The sequence below is a fragment of the Streptomyces sp. HUAS MG56 genome (genome assembly GCF_058673395.1).
This window is the reverse complement of record NZ_CM178722.1, coordinates 754,804-771,666: the sequence shown is the minus strand read 5'-3', so window position 1 is coordinate 771,666 and position 16,863 is coordinate 754,804. Positions and strand designations below refer to the sequence as shown.

Genomic DNA, 16,863 nt, shown 5'->3' with positions numbered 1-16,863 from the left:
GATGATCGCGGCAGGGGGGCGCCAGCCGGGAAGCGCCGACAAGGTGCTGGACGGCCGGTACGAAGTCCTGGAGCTGGCCGGGGAAGGCGCAATGGGGCAGGTGTTCCGGGTCCGGCACCTGCAGTGGGGCATCGACCTGGCGCTGAAGCTCCCGCGTCGGGACGCCGTGGCCAGCCGCGGGCGGCGCGAACGGTTCATCGCCGAGGCTGAGGCGTGGGTGCGCCTTGGGGTCCACCCGAACATCTGTGGCTGCCACTATGTCCGCATTCTGAAGGACACCCCCATGGTGTTCGCCGAATACGTTCAGGGCGGCAAGAGCCTGGCTGACTGGATCGATGGCGACCAGCTTTATCAGGGCCCGCCCAGAGAGGCACTCGCCCGAATCCTGGACGTAGCAATCCAGTTCGCGTGGGGTCTCGACCACGCACATACGCGGGGACTGGTCCACCAAGACGTGAAACCCGCCAACGTCCTGATCGAGGCCGGCAGCCGTCCGGTGGCCAAAGTCACCGACTTCGGTCTGGCCCGGGCCCGCACGGTCCCGCCGGCGATCGCGGCGAGCGCCGCCGAGGGAGTGCTTCCACGCCTCAGCGTCGCCGTCAACGACGGCGGGATGACTCCGGCTTACGCATCCCCGGAACAGATCGCGGGTGAGGAGCTGAGCCGGCGCACCGACATCTTCAGCTACGCGGTATCCGTGCTGGAGATTTTCAACGGCGACTTGACCTGGAGATCCGGCGCTGCAGCCGGGGAGGCGCTCAAGAACTACCTTGCCTCGGGTCCGGCCAGGACAGGACCTCCCAAGATGCCACCGGAGATCGCAGTCCTACTCGGGAGCTGTCTCGCCGACGACCCACGCGAGCGGCCGGGCTCGATGGCGGACGTCGCGGAACGGATCATCAAGGTCTTCCGTGCCGTGACTGGCGCTACGTATTTCCGCCAGCTTCCGCGTCCCACAGACCTGCTCGCCGACGGACTCACCAATCACGCGGTCTCCCTCCTCGACCTGAATCGGACTGCCGATGCGGAGGAACTACTGGCCGCCGCACTGACCGCCGACCCCTTGCACCCGGAAGCGACGTTCAACGCAGGACTGCTCAAGTGGCGGCGCGGCGAGATCACCGACGAGGAACTGCTTGCCGAGCTTGAGAGCCTTCGCAACAGCCTGAGTGACGCAGGGCGGACCCGCCACCACGCCGCGCTCGTCCACCTGGAGCGGGGCGATCGGAGCCACGCAGCGGAGATCATCATGGAGCTGCTCACCGAGACGCCGAATGACCGCGAGGTGGCGCAGACCGCGCAGGCGCTGCACTCCGAGCGGGTCGCCGACTCACGCTGTGTCGAGGTGCGAACGGTCCCCTGGCAGGGGTATGCCCGCGATCGGATCCCACCCGAGCACGAGATCCGACTCAGCGCCGACCGCACTCGCGCCCTGGCCGGCCACGCAGATCACACGGTGAAGCTGTGGGATGTCCGCACCGGAAAGCTAGTCAGGTCCCTGTTCGGGCATACGGATCGCGTCGATTCCGTCGACATCAGCGCCGACGGCCGCTACGGCATCTCGACCGGCTGGGACAGTACCGTCAGGTACTGGGACCTGGCCACCGGCTCTATGCAGGCGACGGTTCGCATCACTCGCTGGCTGGACGGCACGGGTCCGGCGAAGTCACTGGAACGAGACCGCCAGAACGAGGCGAACCGGCTTGCGGGCCGTTCGTCTGTCACATCCAGTTCGCGGGTGTCTGACGACTCCGTGATGCTCAACACGGCATCGTCAGCGGTCCGGTTGAACGCCGATGGACGCATCGGTCTATGGGCTGAGCCGGACGGCCGGATTCAGGTCTGGGACTTTCACGCGGGCCGCCACTTGTTCGCCCTGAACGGCCATTCCGGCGGGGAGAAAGCCGAGGTCAGCCCAGACGGACGCTGGGTGCTGTCCGGGAACGGCGTCCGGGAGGACCATGTTCTGCAGCTGTGGGACCTCACGACTGGGGAATGCGTGTGGCAGCCGGCTGATACCGGTTCTCCGGTTCGGGACATGTGGATGGGCCCGAATGGCGACACCGCGATCATCCTGGGCGAGGACAAGGTGATCCGGGTCTGGCACCTGCGCCAGCACCGTCTACTCCATACTCTGAGAACTCCGTCAGACTGGCACGCGCGATCCGCCGCGCTGAGCAGTGACGCGCGGTACCTGGCCATCGGCGACTGGTACGGCCACATCTCCTACTGGGATCTGGAGAACCACCGCTGCCTGCGTACCTTCCAGGGCCACCGCAACGCCGTGAGCTCGATCCAACTGTCCTCCGACGGCCGCACGGCGTGGTCGGCTGGACTAGATGACACGGCACGCCGATGGCGCATGCCAAACACATTCAGGGCGCCGCTTCAACTGAGCCGCCCACGGCGGCACACCGAACTGGCCGATACGGGCCAGCGGCTCGACGCCATGGTCGCTGATGCCGAGGACGCGATGGCCGGAGGTCGGACACGGGCCGCGTTCAGACTGCTGGAACAGGCCCGCACGCTGCCCGGCTGCGATCGTGCGCCGCGAGTCATGGCCGCCTGGAGGGCTCTGGGTAACCACACTGAGCGCGTGGCGCTGCGCGGCGCGTGGCCTGCCAAGACCCTGAAGGGGCGAGTCGGTGAATACCAAGACGTGGTCAGCGGCCGCGCCGTGGATCTCACGGCCGATGCCCGGCTCGGCGTCTACAGCGACATCGAGGGGCGGATCCAGGTGTGGGACTTGAGGACCGGACGACGAGAACGCATATTCGATGGGGAGCAGGGCTCGATCGACAGGCTACGGCTGAGCCCGGACGGTGAGCGGGTGGCGTCCTCGGGTCAAGGCGTCACGATCAAGACGTGGTCGCTCAGCACCGGTAGGTGCCTCAGCACCCTGAAGTTTCCTTACTTGCACGGGGTGCAGTTCAGTGCGGACATGCGGCTGGCTCTTGCCTTGGATCGGGTCGCGCGGCGCATCCTGCTCTGTGATCTGGAGACTGGGCGCACCGTGCAGACCATCCCGTCCCACGGCGGGTTGAGGAGCGCCATGTGGATCGGGCCGAGCGGCCGCCGCGCCCTGAATTTGGGCGAGGACAACCGGATCCGTCTTTGGGACATGGCGTCCGGGAAGTGTGTTCTCGACATCCCTTCGCAAACGGAGTCGGTCCGTTCCCTGAGCATGAGCCCCGACGAGCGGTTCATCATCGCCTCGGGCAGCAGAGACGTCCTTCGGCGAGAGCCGACACCTGCCCCAGACAGGTTCCTGGACCGGATCCGGATGTGGGACGCGGGGACCGGCGAATGCGTCAGGGTCTTCGAACCCCGGCGGTACCCAGCCTCGAAGATCCAGCTCAGCGGCGACGGACGCTTCGCGGTATCCGGCAATATCGACGAAGAGGTCGCGATGTGGGATGTCACCACCGGCAAGTGCCTGTGGACCATGGGTGGCCACACCCGAGGCACCACCGCGCTGGCACTGACGCCGGACGCGAACTTCGTATTCACCGCGGACAGCGACGAGACCATACGTCTGTGGGAACTCGACTGGGACCTCCGGCTCCCCTCGGGAGTCATCCAACGCTGATGTGGAGGAGGGACCTGTGTCACGGCTCAGCAGAGGACGATGGCAGGGCACATGGCAGCACACGGATGGCAGTGCCTTTCCGGGCGACTGGTGCGGTCGCGGATCCAGGGAGCACGAGGACAACGCAGAAACGTACGTCACGGAACTGAAGCGTGGCGTCGATATACGCCGGAGGAGGAGGCGGCGGCTCACGCGGACCTATTGGTCGCTTCGGGTCGCCGTCATCGCAACCGGTGTCGCCATCGCCTTCAGCAGCGCGGCGTCAGCCCCGAAGTGGGTTCTGGGCGTTTTGGGTTCACTTGCCGCAGGCGTGGAGACGCTGCTGACCGCTGCCAAACTGGAGCAGCGCGCAGCCACGCACGAGGTGCAAGCGAATCGCGTAAGTCGTGAGCTGCGTGCGTTCGACCTTGGTGTGCAGCCGTACGACGACGAAAACAGGACAAGCACTCTGTTCCACGCAGTGGAAGCCATACGGCAGCAGGCTTCGCCCAGCGAAATCGAGGTGGCCGCCGAGGCCCGCGGCCAGCTTGAGCCGTCGTGAACTGTCGGCGTACGCCCGAACGTGGCCCTGCATCTGCGTGGAGTTGTCCAGGAGCTTCTTGTCGAGCTGGCGGATCTCGGCGATCAGGCCCCGGACGATCTCCTTGCGGACCTGCTCGACGCCTCCGGCAGGACGGACGGTCCGCAGCAAGGAGACAGCCAGGTCCGCGGACAGCTGAGCCGGAGTGCCGCTAGACAGCAGGTCACGCAGCAGAGCGTTGCAGCTGGTTGACGGTACGGACACGGGCCTGAGCAAGATTCACGCGTCGCTCGTCCATGAGGGGGCCAGGGCCGTCGTACGGTCCTCGGGCTCGACCTCGCGTCCGTCGCCGTGCAGACAGGCCGCGGTGACCGCTGCTGCAGCGTCAATCCGGTCGTTCTTGCGTCGCCCGCCGCGCGAGAGTTCATGCACTCGGCTGGTCGCTGCCGCGGGACCGTCGACGACGCTCTCACGACGGGCAATGAGCCACTGCGCCCAGCCCTTTGGCGTTCTCGACCGCCCACTTGCGCTGCGACCACTGCCTCGCCCAGGTCAGCAAGCGTCGGTACTCCGCCAGGCTCGACTCGATCCGGATCGAGTCGACCTGCTGGTTCGACGACGGATCGACGGCCGCGGCAGTGTGAGTGGATGTAAGGATTTTCCCGGACTAACTCAGGTGGCGTGTGGGGCGTCATGATGGAGACCTCCATGCGAGTGGAGGCGGGGCGCGGCGGCTCTGGTAGGTGGCCGCGCCTCGCGTGCTGGACAGGGGGTTGAGAGTTGTGGAGGCGGGAAGCGCGCGTGGACATCACTGAGCACGAGCTGGCCGATCCGTGGGAAGGACTTCTCGTCGCGCCTGCTCGTGGCAGTGACGTCGGGATGTTGGTCCTGGCAGGATCCGGCGGGCGTATTGAGCGCGAGCGAGCGCGCATCCTGGCTCAGCAAGGATTCACGGTTCCTTCCAGGCTGGAAGTTCCTCTCCTTTGCGGCGCCGATGCGGAATGACCAGGCCGGTGCCTTGATAGCCGCCGTCGGCGATGGTGATCGTGTTGCCGAGGGCGGCCTTGGCGCCGGATTCCTCCCAGCCGCGTGAGTCGTGGCGGTTGCCCGGCAGGGGCCGGCCGACGACCACGACCAGGCGGGTGTCGGCGTCGATGACCACCTGATGGGCCGTGGAATAGCGGTAGTTCTTCGACTGCTCGGCCACCGCATGGTCGCGGGTGGGCACGAGGGTGCCGTCGACGATCAGGACGGTGTCCTTACTGAACCGCTTGCGCGGCTGCAGCCCGAGCAGTGGCCCAAGATGGTCAATGATCCGATCTGCCGCTGACTTCGAGACACCGAACAGCGGAGCGATCTGGCGCATGGTCAAGTTCGTCCGCCAGTAGACCGTGACCAGCAGAATGCGGTCCTCGAGCAGGAGCCCCCAGGGCCGTCCGCGGCGGAGCTCGGCCGCGGTCTCGCGCCTCACAGCGATCACCAACTTGCCGAAGCAGCGCGGGCTCAGCCCGGTGAACGGATTAGGACGGCTCCGACGCCGTGATCACACCAGCCAGACGAAGATCATCTCAGCCGTGGCCAGCCGTTCGTGAGCAGGTTCAACTGCCGCTCAGGGGTGAGTCCCATGCGGGATCGTGCCACGATCTGTTCGTCAAGCGAGCAAGTAGATAGTCCGCCGTGCTGGAAGCGGTATCCTGCGGAGCCCCGACCGCGATGAGGGCGGTGCTGACCCTCTCAGAGGCACCCTCCGAAACGTCCGGATCGCCCAGGAGGGGCAGGATCAGCAGGAGGCGGGCGGCGCAGTCGTCGACCCCAGCGGCCCCGGGTGCTGGATTGTCCGCGATCCTCACAAGGTCCTGCCACGTCAGCCCGGTTCCTGACAGTTCCCCTACCCAGCCGGCGATCCGTTGCACGCCGCCTTGGCCTTCGGGGACGAGCAAGAAGTCGGTGCCGTAGTCGCCGACCAAGTTGCGGTAGACCACGACGATTCCGGGGCCACCCGAGGCCGGCACCCGGAACACAGGCCACCAGTCGGGGTCCATGAGGGTCTCGGACAAGGCTTCAGCATCAGCGCCATCATCGCCGAACCACTCCGGGCTGGGACGCTCAACGCCCGTCCCGCCAGCGCAAATCTCCAGTAGGTAGTTCGACCAGAACCCGGAGTGAGTCAGTAGAGACTCCCCACCAGCCAACGGGCCGTTGTCGTATCCCTCGATCAACATCCCGCAAGCCTGTCACCTGTCGCTGATCAAGCTCGCACCGGGGACTGGAGGGGCCCACCGGTAGGACTTCCCTTAGACCGTGTCCTATGTGGTGAGGCGGGCGTTGACCCGGTTATGGGGCGGGGAACGTGGAGCTGGATCGTGCCGGACGGGCTGTGGGAGATCGCGAGGCCGTTGATCCCGGAGCAACGAACACGGCCGCAGGGCGGCGGAACGGCCAATACCCCTGATGAGACGCTGTTCGCGGCCGTCGTCTACGTGCTGGTCAGCGGGTGTGCCTGGCGAGCGTTGCCGCCGTGCTTCGGCGTCTCGAAGTCGACTGCCCACCGCCGCTTCCTGATCTGCTCCCGTGCTGGGGTGTGGGGCCGGCTGCACCAGGCCGTCCTCGACAAACTCGCGGCCAAAGACCTGCTCGATCTCTCCCGCGTGGTCCTCGATACTGCCCATGCGAGGGCGAAAAAAGGGGCGAACTCACAGGTCCGAGCCCCGTGGACCGGGGTAAGCCAGGTTCCAAGATGCATGCCCTGTCCGACCGGTCGGGACTGCCTCTCGTGGTCGGTATCTCAAGTGGCAACACCCACGACAGCCAGGGACGCAAGCCCATGATCGCCGGGCTCCAATCGAGACACGACCCCGATCGTGGCCGACACTACAAGCCCCGCAAGCTCCACAGTGCCTATTAGGCATATGACCATCCCGACCTGTGTAAATGGGTTCGCGGCAAGCGGATCGGCGTGCGTATCGCCCGCAAGGGTATCGAGTCCAGCGAGCGTCTGGGGCGTCACCGTTGGGTGATCGAACGCACCATGTCGTGGCTGTCCGGCTACCGCCGCCTCAGCCCCCGCTACGAGCGCGATCCCCGCAACTACCTGGCCTTTCTCGGACTCGCCGCCGCCCTGTGCTGCTACAAGCGACTCGCCCGCCTCACCACATAGGACACGGTCTTAACGAACTACCGGTAATCGCACTCAAGGAGGCGACGGCGGACCGTGGTTGAAGGCGGCGCCGTGGTGGCACGTACCGTCGTTCTGCTTGCGGCTGTGTCAGGTGGCTCGCAGAAGAAGCACCGCGATGTCGTCGGTGTGCCGGCCCGTGGGCCAGGTGTGGTGGACCAGGCCGTCGATCAGGCCCTCCAGGTCCGTGTCGTCCGTGCCGGCCAGATGCCCGACCAGGCTGGCGGTGACTTGTGTGGTGTCGGTACCCGCGACCTCCACGAGACCATCGGTGTACAAGGCCAGGGTCGCGTCCGAGGGCAGGGAGACCATGGTGACGGGGTAGTGGGCGAGGGCGTCGATGCCCAGCAGCGGCCCGGGCTCGATGTCGTCCAGGACCCGGGCGTGATGGCGGGCGAGGCGCAGCAACGGGGGGACGTGTCCGGCGCTGGCGAGGGCGATTTCGCGGGCAGCCAGGTCGAGGTGGGCGTAGAGGCAGGAGACAAGCAGGTCGGAGTCGAGTTCGGCCAGGAGCCGGTTGGTGCGGGCCAGGACCTGGTCCGGCGTTGCTCCGGCGGTGACGTGGGCGTGGATGGCGGTGCGTACTTGGCCCATGAGGGCGGCTGCGGCGATGCTGTGGCCCTCGACGTCGCCGATGACCGCGACGGCGCTGGTGTCGTCGAGCCGCAGCAGATCGTAGAAGTCGCCGCCGACCTCGATGCCGTGGCTCGCCGGCAGGTAGCGGGCGGCGATGTCGAGGCCGGCCACGGCGGGTAGAGCGCGCGGCAGGAGTGCCTTCTGGAGGCCGTGAGCGAGGTGCTGCTGGGCGTCGTACATGCGGGCACGGTCGAGTGCCTGGGCAATCAGACCCGCCAGAGCGGTCAGGACGGCCCGTTCATCGGCCGTGAAGGTGTGGGGTCGGTCGTAGGACAGGACGCAGCAGCCCACCGCTCTTCCTCTGATGGTCAGCGGGAGGATGGCCCAGGCCTGTTTGCCGCTGATCTGGGGCGCCTCGGGGTGGCGTGCGGCCATCTCGGCCGGGCTGGCGAAGAAGGCGGGGGTGCTGCTGGCCAGGACCTGGCCGGCCGGTGTGAGATCGGTGTCCAGGGGCAGCCCGTCGATGCGTGCGATGGCATCGGCCGGGTAGCCGTGAAAGCCGATTACCTTCAGACGGCCGGCCTCGGCAGCCCACAGCGTCAGGCCCTGGGCGCCGAAGGCGGGCAGGATCTCCCGGGCGACCAGATCGACGAGATCGCGCACGCTCACGGTTTCGGTGAGCGCGGCGGACAGATGGGTCAGCTGGTACATCCGGCCGGTCCGCGCCACCGGGGCCCGGTGCACGGTTGCTTCCCGCGGGCCGGGCGGGGTCTGTTCCGCGTGTGAGGTGATGCGGACGCTGATGCCGCTGACGTCCGGATAGAACCGGAACTCCAGCCGGTGATCGGGCGGACGCACGGCAGTGAAGGACAGCGGAGCCCGGCTGATGACCGCAGTGCGGTACCGGTCCTCGTACACGGGGTCGTCGAGCCAGGGCAGCGCCTGCCAGGGCCGGGTCCCCAGCAGCTGGTCCGCACTGCGCCCGAGCAGGCGGGCGGCAGTGGTGGTGATGTAGGTGATCCGGCCCTCCAGGTCGAGGGACAGAGCGCCCTCGGGGAGGCGTTCGAGGTACTCGGCGGCGGCCAGTCCTGGCAGTACGGGCCGAACCGGAGCGTTGACAGGGACGACGTGCGGCCGGTCCGGCAGGGTCGGCGGGTGAGGTGCGTCGTCCAGGAGACGGGCCAAGTGGCGGGCACTGGAGGTGATGTAGCCGCGTTCACGGGGCGTGGCCTCACGCGGGACATCAGCGGGCCACATCAGCACGATCCCGCCCCAACAGCGGCGCACTCCGGTCAGCGGGATCGCGGCGAACGCGATCCGATAAGGCAGAACGGCGGCGGTGCGTGGGTAGCGGTGGGCCAAGTCGTCCTGACAGCCGACCCAGACGAACCGGTCCTCACGGATCGCGTCGGTGAGCGGCAGGGAAGCGGTGAGCGACACACGGTGCCATGGGGCAGTAAATTCGAGGGGCAGGCCGCACAGCGCCACCAGACGCATCGCCGGTTCCTCCTCCTCGATCAGGTAGAGGACACCCGTGGAAGCGCCGGTGTGGCGAACGATGTCGGCCAACCCCACATCGAGCGCGTCGTCGAGTGACTTGTGACAGGCCGGTGGGCCAGAGATCCCGGACATGATGTCCTCCGGTCCGGTGTCGTGGCGGTTGGCGGCCCGCTGGACGAGGCAGGAGCGCGGCAACGGTTGCCCACACGGTACGCCCAGAAGGATGAATCGGTACAGAGTGGACATGGGTGGTCGGCCGATCGGAGTGCTTGGGGCCCTGCCCCGTCACGGTCGGTGACGGCCCGGGAGTGACCGGTGGTCGGCAGTCAGTCACCAGTCGGTCGGCGCGAGGAACGGAGTGCGTCCCGCCGAGCGCCTTCCACTACCCGCAGCTCAACGGGCTGAAGATGGCCATCGTGGGTACGACACCGGGGACGAAGGTTCTCGCGCAGACCATCAAGGACAAGGCCGGGGATGATCTGGACGTTCTCACCGTGCACGACCGGCACTAGGGCGCAGAAGATCTGATGGCCCGTGACCTCGCCGGCGCTTTCGTCCCCGCGCGGGAACACGCCGAACTGCTGGTGGCCGGGGCAGGCTCGAACGCCACTGCCGTCGCCATGGATACTGTCTTCCTAGCCGTGTCCGGCAAACTCTGTCAATTGATCATCTACTGGCTCCGGCTGGTGAAATCAGACTGGACGACCTCCGGGACGAGAAATTCGTTCTACCTGACGTGATACCCCAGTTCACCGCGCGATGGGGCTGTAGCTACGGTCAGAACCGGCTGCAAGGCCATCCGGACCAAGCCCCGCACACCGGCGAAGGAGCAGGTCAACAAGCTCATCGCGTCCGTGTGCGCAGTCTGCGAGCAGGCATTCGCGCGCCAGAGGAAAAGGCACATCCTCACCAAGATCCGTCTGCTTGCACGTTACGCAAGCACGCAGGCTTCCGACCGTTTCCGCCGCCGCACTTCCAGGAGCGGGGCACGGTTCGTTCCCCGAAGGCCGCGGCTACAAGGTGCGGGGCGCTGAGTGCCGCCCCTCGACTGCTACCACCCTGCTACCCTGAGGGTGTGACTTCTACGAAGAAGCAGACGCAGGTCAGGCTCGAAGAGGACGTGCTGGCAGCTGGCAAGGCCGCCGCAGCCGCTCGCCGGCTGGACTTCAACAAGTACGTGGAACGGCTCATCATCGAGGACACCACGGGTGCCCGCGCCGCCGGTATGACGGCCGCCCAGCGGCTCATCAATGATCACGGCGCGTTCCTCGACGACCTGGAGGAGCAGCTCGACACCCCGTACGGTCAGCGACAGCCGGGCGCCGCCGCGTGATCCTGCACGTCGACGAGTCTTGGATCCTCGAAGTGGCGGAACGGGCCGGGCACCGCGACCCGGCCGCCGACGACTACGGCGTACCCATCGCGGCCGTCGCCCGCCATCGCGGCGAACTCCTTGAGACACCCGTCTACGACGGTGCCTACGCCCGTGCCGCCGCCCTGGTACACACGTTGGGCCGGTGCCGCTGGCTGGAGCGCTCCAACCTCACCGTCGCCTGTGCCGTCGCGGTCATGTATCTCGAGGCCAGCAACATCCCGGTCAGCCCCACCCGCGAGCAGCTGACCGCGCTCGCCCACGAGCTGAACAATCCGCGTTGCACCGCCGAGCGGATCGCCTCCTTCCTGCGCACCTGGAAGCCTTGACCATAGGCTCCATCCGGTGGAGACCTTTCTGATCACCACGGCGGCCGCCCTGTGGGGCAGTGACGCGGGCGTCTTCATACCTCGGCCCGCGTACCGGCTCTCCGTGTCTGCCGGTACCGCCTGGCGGACAGCATGCCCAGACGGCCGTCCCCTCACCGGCATGGGCAGGGGATGTCTCGGCCGTGCCCGCTGCGCCGGCGACGCCTTCGGCCCGGGCGCCCTCCGCATCGCAGCGGTCACGGGTGTGGTCTGCGCTCTGCTGGCTGCCGCCACCGGCCCCCGATCCGAGTTGATCGACTGGCTGCTGCTCAGCCCGCCGGCCGTGCTGCTTGCGACCGTCGACCACGCGGTGCACCGACTGCCCGATGTCCTCACCCTGCCGAACGCCGCGACCGCGCTCGTCCTCCTCGGCGGCGTAGCATTGCTGCCCGACGCCGGCGGCAGCTGGACGTCCGCGCTGCTGGGCTCCCTTCTCCCGGCCCGCGGCTACTTCGCGCTCTTCCTGATGAGGAGCGGTTTCGGGTTCGGCGACGTGAAGCTCGGCCTGCTCCTGGGCTGGTACGGCTGGCCCATGGTGCTGGTCGGGACCTTCGCCGGATAGCTGATCGGTGTGCTGTACGGCGTCGTCCTCATCCTGGCGGGCCGGGCGGGCCAGGACACCCGCATCCCGTTCGGCCGGCCCTGCTCGCCGGGGCGCTCGTCGGTGTGCTCCTGGCTTCCATCGGTTGAGCCCGTGGGGGGCCTACCCCAGGGGGGCGGTCGCGAAGTGTTCCCACTCGTGCATCTGATTGTTGCGGTATTTGACGATGAGTTCGGCCGTGCAGATCCGGGCGTGCGCCGGCGTGAGTTCGAGCCCGTCGAGGGCCCGGGTGACGGGTTCGGCGGAGCCGTCACTTGCGCTGTAGGCGACGGAGACGTGCGGGGTGAACCCGTCGGCGCTTTCTGGGACTTCGTGGAGGACGTCGCCGATGGCGCCGGGCGCGGTCGCGAGCTCGGCCAGCTCTCTGAGTCCCCGCTCGACCAGGGCGAGCAGCTCGTTGCTCGCCTCGCGGGTGGCGTCCGCCTCGGCCAGGACGCCATCGCCGTCCCGCTGGATGTGCTCGCCCAGCTTCGACAGCTGGTAGCGAGCGCGGGACCGCTGGTACTCGCTGATGCTGGACGCTTTCACGGTGTGACTGCTGCGCAGCAGGTTGCCCCACTGCACCAGTTGTTCCAGCCGGGCGGTGAGGGTGTCGGCGTTCGAGCCCGGCGGCAAGACCTCCGTCCTGGCGCAGTTTCGCCAGGATGTCCGGTACGGTCAGGTCCGCCAGCAGGGCCCCGCACCCGCATGATCGCCAGGTGCTCCAGTCACTCGGGCGCGCTGAGGGTAGGTGTACGCGTCCAGCCGCCGGCGTGCTTCGTCGTGGACATCCTGCGTTGCGGCGTCTTGCGCTGCGCCGGGTGCGGGTGCCTCCATGCCTGCGAGGTTACGCGGCGCATCCGGCCGCCGCCGGTGTGTGGCCGAAAAGGCCACGGACGCATGCCAGCCTGTAGCGGCTTCCGTGGCAGCGGCCTGTGCGGCAAGGGAGTGTTCCAGGTGCGCCCTGAATGGGCTGGAATCCGTGCTCGATGCACACTCGTTGTACTACTGGGACTTGCTCAATTTGAACCGGTCGCCCCGGCCCGCAGAGCGGGCGCCCTCGTGGTCGGTGCTGGGCGCGAGATCCGTTGCGCACTCACCGGAATTGCGTGGGGGTTTCCTGTCCACAGGCATCCACTTCCGGGGTCACACGTAGCCAGGGAAAGGCTGGACGCCCATCAGGACCGCGCCGGCGCCTTCGTACATGCCCTCCTGGAGGAAGGCGTGCTGCGGTACGACCGACGCGTCGCGCAGGTAGCGCTCCAGGGGGCTGTCGGTGGCGATGGCCGTGGTGCCGCCGAGCCGGTAGGCGATCTGCACGACCTCGAAGGAGGTCTTGGCGAGGTGCGCGGAGGCCAGCCGCAACAGGCTGGCCTGCTCGGCAGTCGCATGGTTTCCCGCCTCGATGGTCGCCCAGACCTCCTCGGTGATCTCGTAGAAGAAGGCGCGCGCAGACCGGAGTTGGGCCTCGCCCTGCCCGACCGCGATGCGGTAGGTGGCGCGTTCGGCCGGCTTCGGCGCACCGGTGTAGCCGGAGCGACCGCCTTCGGCGATGACATGGTCGAGTGCGGCGCGGGCCACTCCCAGGCCCACGACGGCCAGGACCTGGGCGGCGTAGGGGACGGTCGGATAGCGATAGAGCGGTTCGTCCACGGTGGGCGCGCCACCGCGGACGAACGTCCACTCCTGAGGCACCACGGCCCCGTCGACCACCAGGTCGTGGCTGCCGGTTCCGCGCAACCCGATGACGTCCCAGTTGTCGGCGATCTCCACCTGATCGGGCCGCAGTACGGCGGTCAGGGGGCGGCCGGACCGGTCGTCGCCGACCTTGATGCCCACGCCGAGGACGTCCGCGCTCGTACAGCCGCTCGCGAACCTCCAGCGGCCCGACACCCGGTAGCCGCCCTCGACGCGCTGAGCGGGCTGTTTCGGGAAAAGGCCGCCGGCGAAAACCACGTCAGGCCCCTCCCCGTACAGCACGGCCTGCGATTCCAGAGGAAGCCCAGCCAGGTAGACGGTGGACGAGCCAAAGCTCGCGACCCATCCGGCCGAACCGTCGACCAGCGATATCCGCTCGACGAGGCGCAGGAATTGGGCGGGCGGCAGGGCGTCTCCACCGAAACGCCGTGGAACACCTGCTCGGTAGATTCCCGCACGCTTGAACTCGCCGATCACCTCCGGCGGGACATGCCGTTTCTCCTCGAATTCAGCTCGTCGTTCGGCCACCATTGCCAGCACTCGATCGAACTGCGTCATAAGGGAATCTCCTTGCACCGCCGGATCGGGAGTCGGCCGGAAGGCCCTCCCCGGACCATCACCACCCCGCAGATCACCCTAAGTTAAAGTTCAGCAGACGCGGACTTACGCGTCGAGTACACATCCTCGGCCGACATTGGCATCAAGATGTACCCCCCCCGAAAAATCTTTCCAACTTTTCGTCAGTTTGTCCTTTGATAACGAAGTTGTCCACCGTGGTGATGTCCCGGGCACGATGGAGGCGAACCGCCACAACGCCGGGCTCGACGCCAACGACATGTTCATCCTGCTCACGCAGGACGGCCGGGTCCAGTCCTGGATGGGCGGCGGGCACGAGGGATAGGGCAGCTTCAAGCTCATGGCTGGCTGGACGGCAAAGGTCACCAAGGTCGGTGAGAATCACTACAGGTAGTTCGTTAGATCCGGAGGTACAGGTCAATGCCGTGTCCTGTGGTGACCGCGTCGATCAGCGCCTGGAGCTCAGAGGGTGGGTCCGTGTCCGTCCAGGCCCGCCGCCATTGGGTGAGGGTGACGGCTGGAGTGAGCCGGGAACGGATGGCCCGTAAGGCCCTGGGCCAGCAAGGCGGTTGGGGCTGGTGGGGTAAGACTGGGCCCCCTCTCTGGCCCCTCGTCGGGGCACGGGTCGGGCGCGGTGGCGTCCAGGGGTCCGGGTGGGGCGAACCATTGGTCCCAGCAGAAGGAGAAGGCGCAGTTGACCAGCATCTGGTGGCGGCGGATGGCGCGGTCGGAGCGGACTTGGAAGTCGGCCCAGCCGAGTTCGTCCTTGATCTGTTTGCGGCTCTGCTCGATCCACGGCCGCAGGGCGTAGAGGCGGACGATCTCCGCGAGGTCGGCTGGCGGGTGGGGGCTGGTGGTGGCGTGGGGTGCGTCGGGGTGGGGCAGGTTGGTGGCCAGGTACCAGGTGGCCTTCTCCGGCAGGCCGGCTGGGTCGGTGGTGGCCACGACCAGCCGGCAGGGTGAGTCGGGTCCGTAGCCGCCCGGGCGGGCATCGGCGGCCCACCAGGTCTCGGTGTGCCCGTCGCGGAAGTGACGCTCAACGGGTGTCCAGTCGCCGGGATGCCTGGCATCGCGCCAGGCCAGGGCGTGGGCGGCTTCGATGGGGGTGTGCGGCTGGTCGGTCCGGGCCCAGGTGCCGCGGTGCGGCTTGAGCGCGACCACGTAGGCCAGGCCGGCCTCGCGCAGCGCGAGGTACCAGTCGTCACTCACGGAGTAGGCGCAGTCGGCGACCACCGCCCGGCAGCCGAAGCCCGCCTCCTTCCCGCGGGCCGCGAGGGCAGCGGCCAGCTGCGGTTTCGTGCGGAAGGACGGATCGGACCGGCCGCGGTCGAAGTGATGGGCAGGGGTATGCAGGGGTATAGGGAGTCGCGTGCAGCGGGTAGTACACGCGGCCGTCGGTCCATACCGTGGTCACCGTGACGATGCCGTTGTCCGTCTTGCCCAGTCGGCCCAGCCACTGCCGGCCCACGTGCGCAGTGGACGTGCCGTCCTTGCGGTCTCCGGAATCGTCGATCACGATGACCCCGCCGTCGTGCGGAGCCGTCGCCGGCTCCTCGCGCAGCAGTTCAGGCCGCCGGTCGTTGACCAGCTCAGCCTCCCAGGGCGACTCGGACAGGAAGAACTGCAGCCGCTGCACCCCAGGCATCCTCGCACCCGCCACCGGTTCCGCACCTGCCACGCAGGTGATCGTCTTGTTCCGCTCCCGCGGCGCCAGCAGTCCGGTCAGGTACTCGCGAAACCCTCGCCGCTGGGCCAGGCTGAAGAAGATGTCGTCGAACCGGGCCGCGTAGTCCTCCAACGGCCCCGGCGCGGGCGGACACGGACGGCGAGCAGCCATCTTCAGCCCCAGCAAGGCAGTTGAACTTGTTGACTCCCATCACCGACCTACGACCAATCCGACCTGCCGTCAACCCGCACCGCCACCGGATTTAACGAACTACCGGTAACCGCGCGCGGGTCCTCGGCGACGCGGCGGCGTGTCCACCACGCTGGACGCGAACGAGCACGACGCCGGTGTCGAGGTCGACCGCGTCTACCTCGTGCTCAGCGACGGCGGCGTGATCAGCGCCCACATGTAGCCGCGGAACCAGGCATCACGGTGGGCCTACCTCCGCCGGTTCCACCGCGGTGACCGAAGCCGCAGCACTCGGCCTGGGCCGGGTCTGATAGTTGATCTCGTGGTGGGCCCGGGGTGGGTCAACGGATGCGGCGCGAGAGCGGATAGCGCCACTGCTGCCAGGTGTCGACTCCCAACGCAGATGATCAGCGCGCCCCGGCATGGCGATTGAGCTGCCTCGGAGGGCTGGTTCCACTGGGCAGCATGCTGAAGGATCCGGCCTGCGTCGCACAGCAGGCCTGCCGCGCGTGCCGCGTCCGGCCCATTGGCCTGCGGCGCCGCGACCAGGCCCGAGTCGACATCGAACTGCTGCCCGCTGCTGTCATATGCCATGGAGGGTCCACCAGTTCGGGGCCCGCGAGGGGAAGTGAAGCCGCACCGTACCGTGGCTACGGGGTGCGGTGCGCCGGAAATGTCAGCGCAACCGGCGCTCGGCGTCGTTCCACCTTGGTGCGGGCGTCTGCGGGTCGGCGAGGAGCCTGCGGACGTGGTCGACGGTGGTGTAGGCGACCCTGAGGTCACGGACGTCGCCGAGTGGATGGGACACAAGAGCGTCGACGTCACGTTCAAGATCCACCGGCAACTTCTGCGGGGCTCGATCGGCAAGGCGGCGCGGGTGCTGGACATGGCACTCGCGGCCCGACGCGGTGGGTGATTCCTGGCCGCGCCGGCGGCCAGGAATCCAGCGTAGGGGGACTCAGCCGATCTTCTGCTGCCGAGCCCAGGCGTGAACATCGGTGATCTTGAACTGAGGCTTTGCGCTACGGCCGTTCCCGAACTTGCAGGGGACGAG

General features: G+C 67.7%; 11 protein-coding genes and 4 pseudogenes. 7 read left to right on the top strand and 8 right to left on the bottom strand.

From position 1 onward, the window contains the following. The first annotated feature begins 1 nt into the window (after position 1). Complete coding sequence (locus tag AC4OXY_RS03795) at positions 2 to 3,589, top strand: WD40 repeat domain-containing serine/threonine protein kinase (protein WP_491993148.1); 3,588 nt, start codon at positions 2 to 4, stop codon at positions 3,587 to 3,589. 295 nt (positions 3,590 to 3,884) lie between these two features. Here AC4OXY_RS03795 and AC4OXY_RS03790 read toward each other — a convergent pair whose 3' ends face one another. The 3 genes and pseudogenes from AC4OXY_RS03790 to AC4OXY_RS03780 form a co-directional block, all read right to left on the bottom strand. Continuing rightward, positions 3,885 to 4,280, bottom strand: coding sequence for a hypothetical protein (locus AC4OXY_RS03790; protein WP_491993147.1), 396 nt, complete (start codon positions 4,278 to 4,280; stop codon positions 3,885 to 3,887). A 784-nt stretch (positions 4,281 to 5,064) separates the two neighbouring features. Beyond that, a pseudogene (locus AC4OXY_RS03785) lies at positions 5,065 to 5,665 on the bottom strand (transposase family protein); the annotation flags it as partial. 42 nt (positions 5,666 to 5,707) lie between these two features. Further along, on the bottom strand, positions 5,708 to 6,331 hold the full coding sequence (locus tag AC4OXY_RS03780) for a hypothetical protein (protein ID WP_491993146.1): 624 nt from the start codon (positions 6,329 to 6,331) through the stop codon (positions 5,708 to 5,710). A gap of 114 nt (positions 6,332 to 6,445) precedes the next feature. On the opposite strand from AC4OXY_RS03780, the pseudogene AC4OXY_RS03775 reads away from it, so the two are divergent. Then, positions 6,446 to 7,266 (top strand): annotated as a pseudogene (locus AC4OXY_RS03775) (IS5 family transposase). Positions 7,267 to 7,374: 108 nt separating this feature from the next. Here the strand turns inward: AC4OXY_RS03775 and AC4OXY_RS03770 are convergent. Then, entirely contained in the window at positions 7,375 to 9,492 is a 2,118-nt protein-coding gene (locus AC4OXY_RS03770; RefSeq protein ID WP_491993145.1) for a SpoIIE family protein phosphatase, read from the bottom strand. A gap of 395 nt (positions 9,493 to 9,887) precedes the next feature. Here AC4OXY_RS03770 and AC4OXY_RS03765 point away from each other — a divergent pair, with 395 nt between their 5' ends. The 4 genes from AC4OXY_RS03765 (at position 9,888) to AC4OXY_RS03750 (ending at position 11,662) form a co-directional block, all read left to right on the top strand. After that, positions 9,888 to 10,100, top strand: coding sequence for a hypothetical protein (locus tag AC4OXY_RS03765; RefSeq protein WP_491993144.1), 213 nt, complete (start codon positions 9,888 to 9,890; stop codon positions 10,098 to 10,100). A gap of 335 nt (positions 10,101 to 10,435) precedes the next feature. Continuing rightward, positions 10,436 to 10,693, top strand: coding sequence for a hypothetical protein (locus AC4OXY_RS03760; RefSeq protein ID WP_491993143.1), 258 nt, complete (start codon positions 10,436 to 10,438; stop codon positions 10,691 to 10,693). Continuing rightward, positions 10,690 to 11,061 (top strand): fic family toxin-antitoxin system, toxin component, encoded by a 372-nt coding sequence (locus AC4OXY_RS03755; protein ID WP_491993142.1) that lies wholly within the window; start codon positions 10,690 to 10,692, stop codon positions 11,059 to 11,061. The genes AC4OXY_RS03760 and AC4OXY_RS03755 overlap by 4 nt, the downstream gene beginning before the upstream one ends. A gap of 16 nt (positions 11,062 to 11,077) precedes the next feature. Continuing rightward, positions 11,078 to 11,662, top strand: a complete 585-nt coding sequence (locus AC4OXY_RS03750; protein WP_491993141.1) for a prepilin peptidase — start codon at positions 11,078 to 11,080, stop codon at positions 11,660 to 11,662. A gap of 141 nt (positions 11,663 to 11,803) precedes the next feature. Here the strand turns inward: AC4OXY_RS03750 and AC4OXY_RS03745 are convergent, their stop codons facing one another. From AC4OXY_RS03745 to AC4OXY_RS03730, 4 genes and pseudogenes are all read right to left on the bottom strand, one after another. After that, positions 11,804 to 12,316, bottom strand: coding sequence for a DUF2397 family protein (locus AC4OXY_RS03745; protein ID WP_491993140.1), 513 nt, complete (start codon positions 12,314 to 12,316; stop codon positions 11,804 to 11,806). 510 nt (positions 12,317 to 12,826) lie between these two features. Beyond that, positions 12,827 to 13,936 (bottom strand): acyl-CoA dehydrogenase family protein, encoded by a 1,110-nt coding sequence (locus AC4OXY_RS03740; protein ID WP_491993139.1) that lies wholly within the window; start codon positions 13,934 to 13,936, stop codon positions 12,827 to 12,829. A 480-nt stretch (positions 13,937 to 14,416) separates the two neighbouring features. Further along, positions 14,417 to 15,791: pseudogene (locus tag AC4OXY_RS03735) on the bottom strand (IS701 family transposase). Positions 15,792 to 16,485: 694 nt separating this feature from the next. Continuing rightward, positions 16,486 to 16,617, bottom strand: coding sequence for a hypothetical protein (locus AC4OXY_RS03730; RefSeq protein WP_491994831.1), 132 nt, complete (start codon positions 16,615 to 16,617; stop codon positions 16,486 to 16,488). Here AC4OXY_RS03730 and AC4OXY_RS03725 point away from each other — a divergent pair. Beyond that, positions 16,588 to 16,725, top strand: a pseudogene (locus AC4OXY_RS03725) (tyrosine-type recombinase/integrase); the annotation flags it as partial. The gene AC4OXY_RS03730 and the pseudogene AC4OXY_RS03725 overlap by 30 nt on opposite strands. Positions 16,726 to 16,863: the final 138 nt, after the last annotated feature.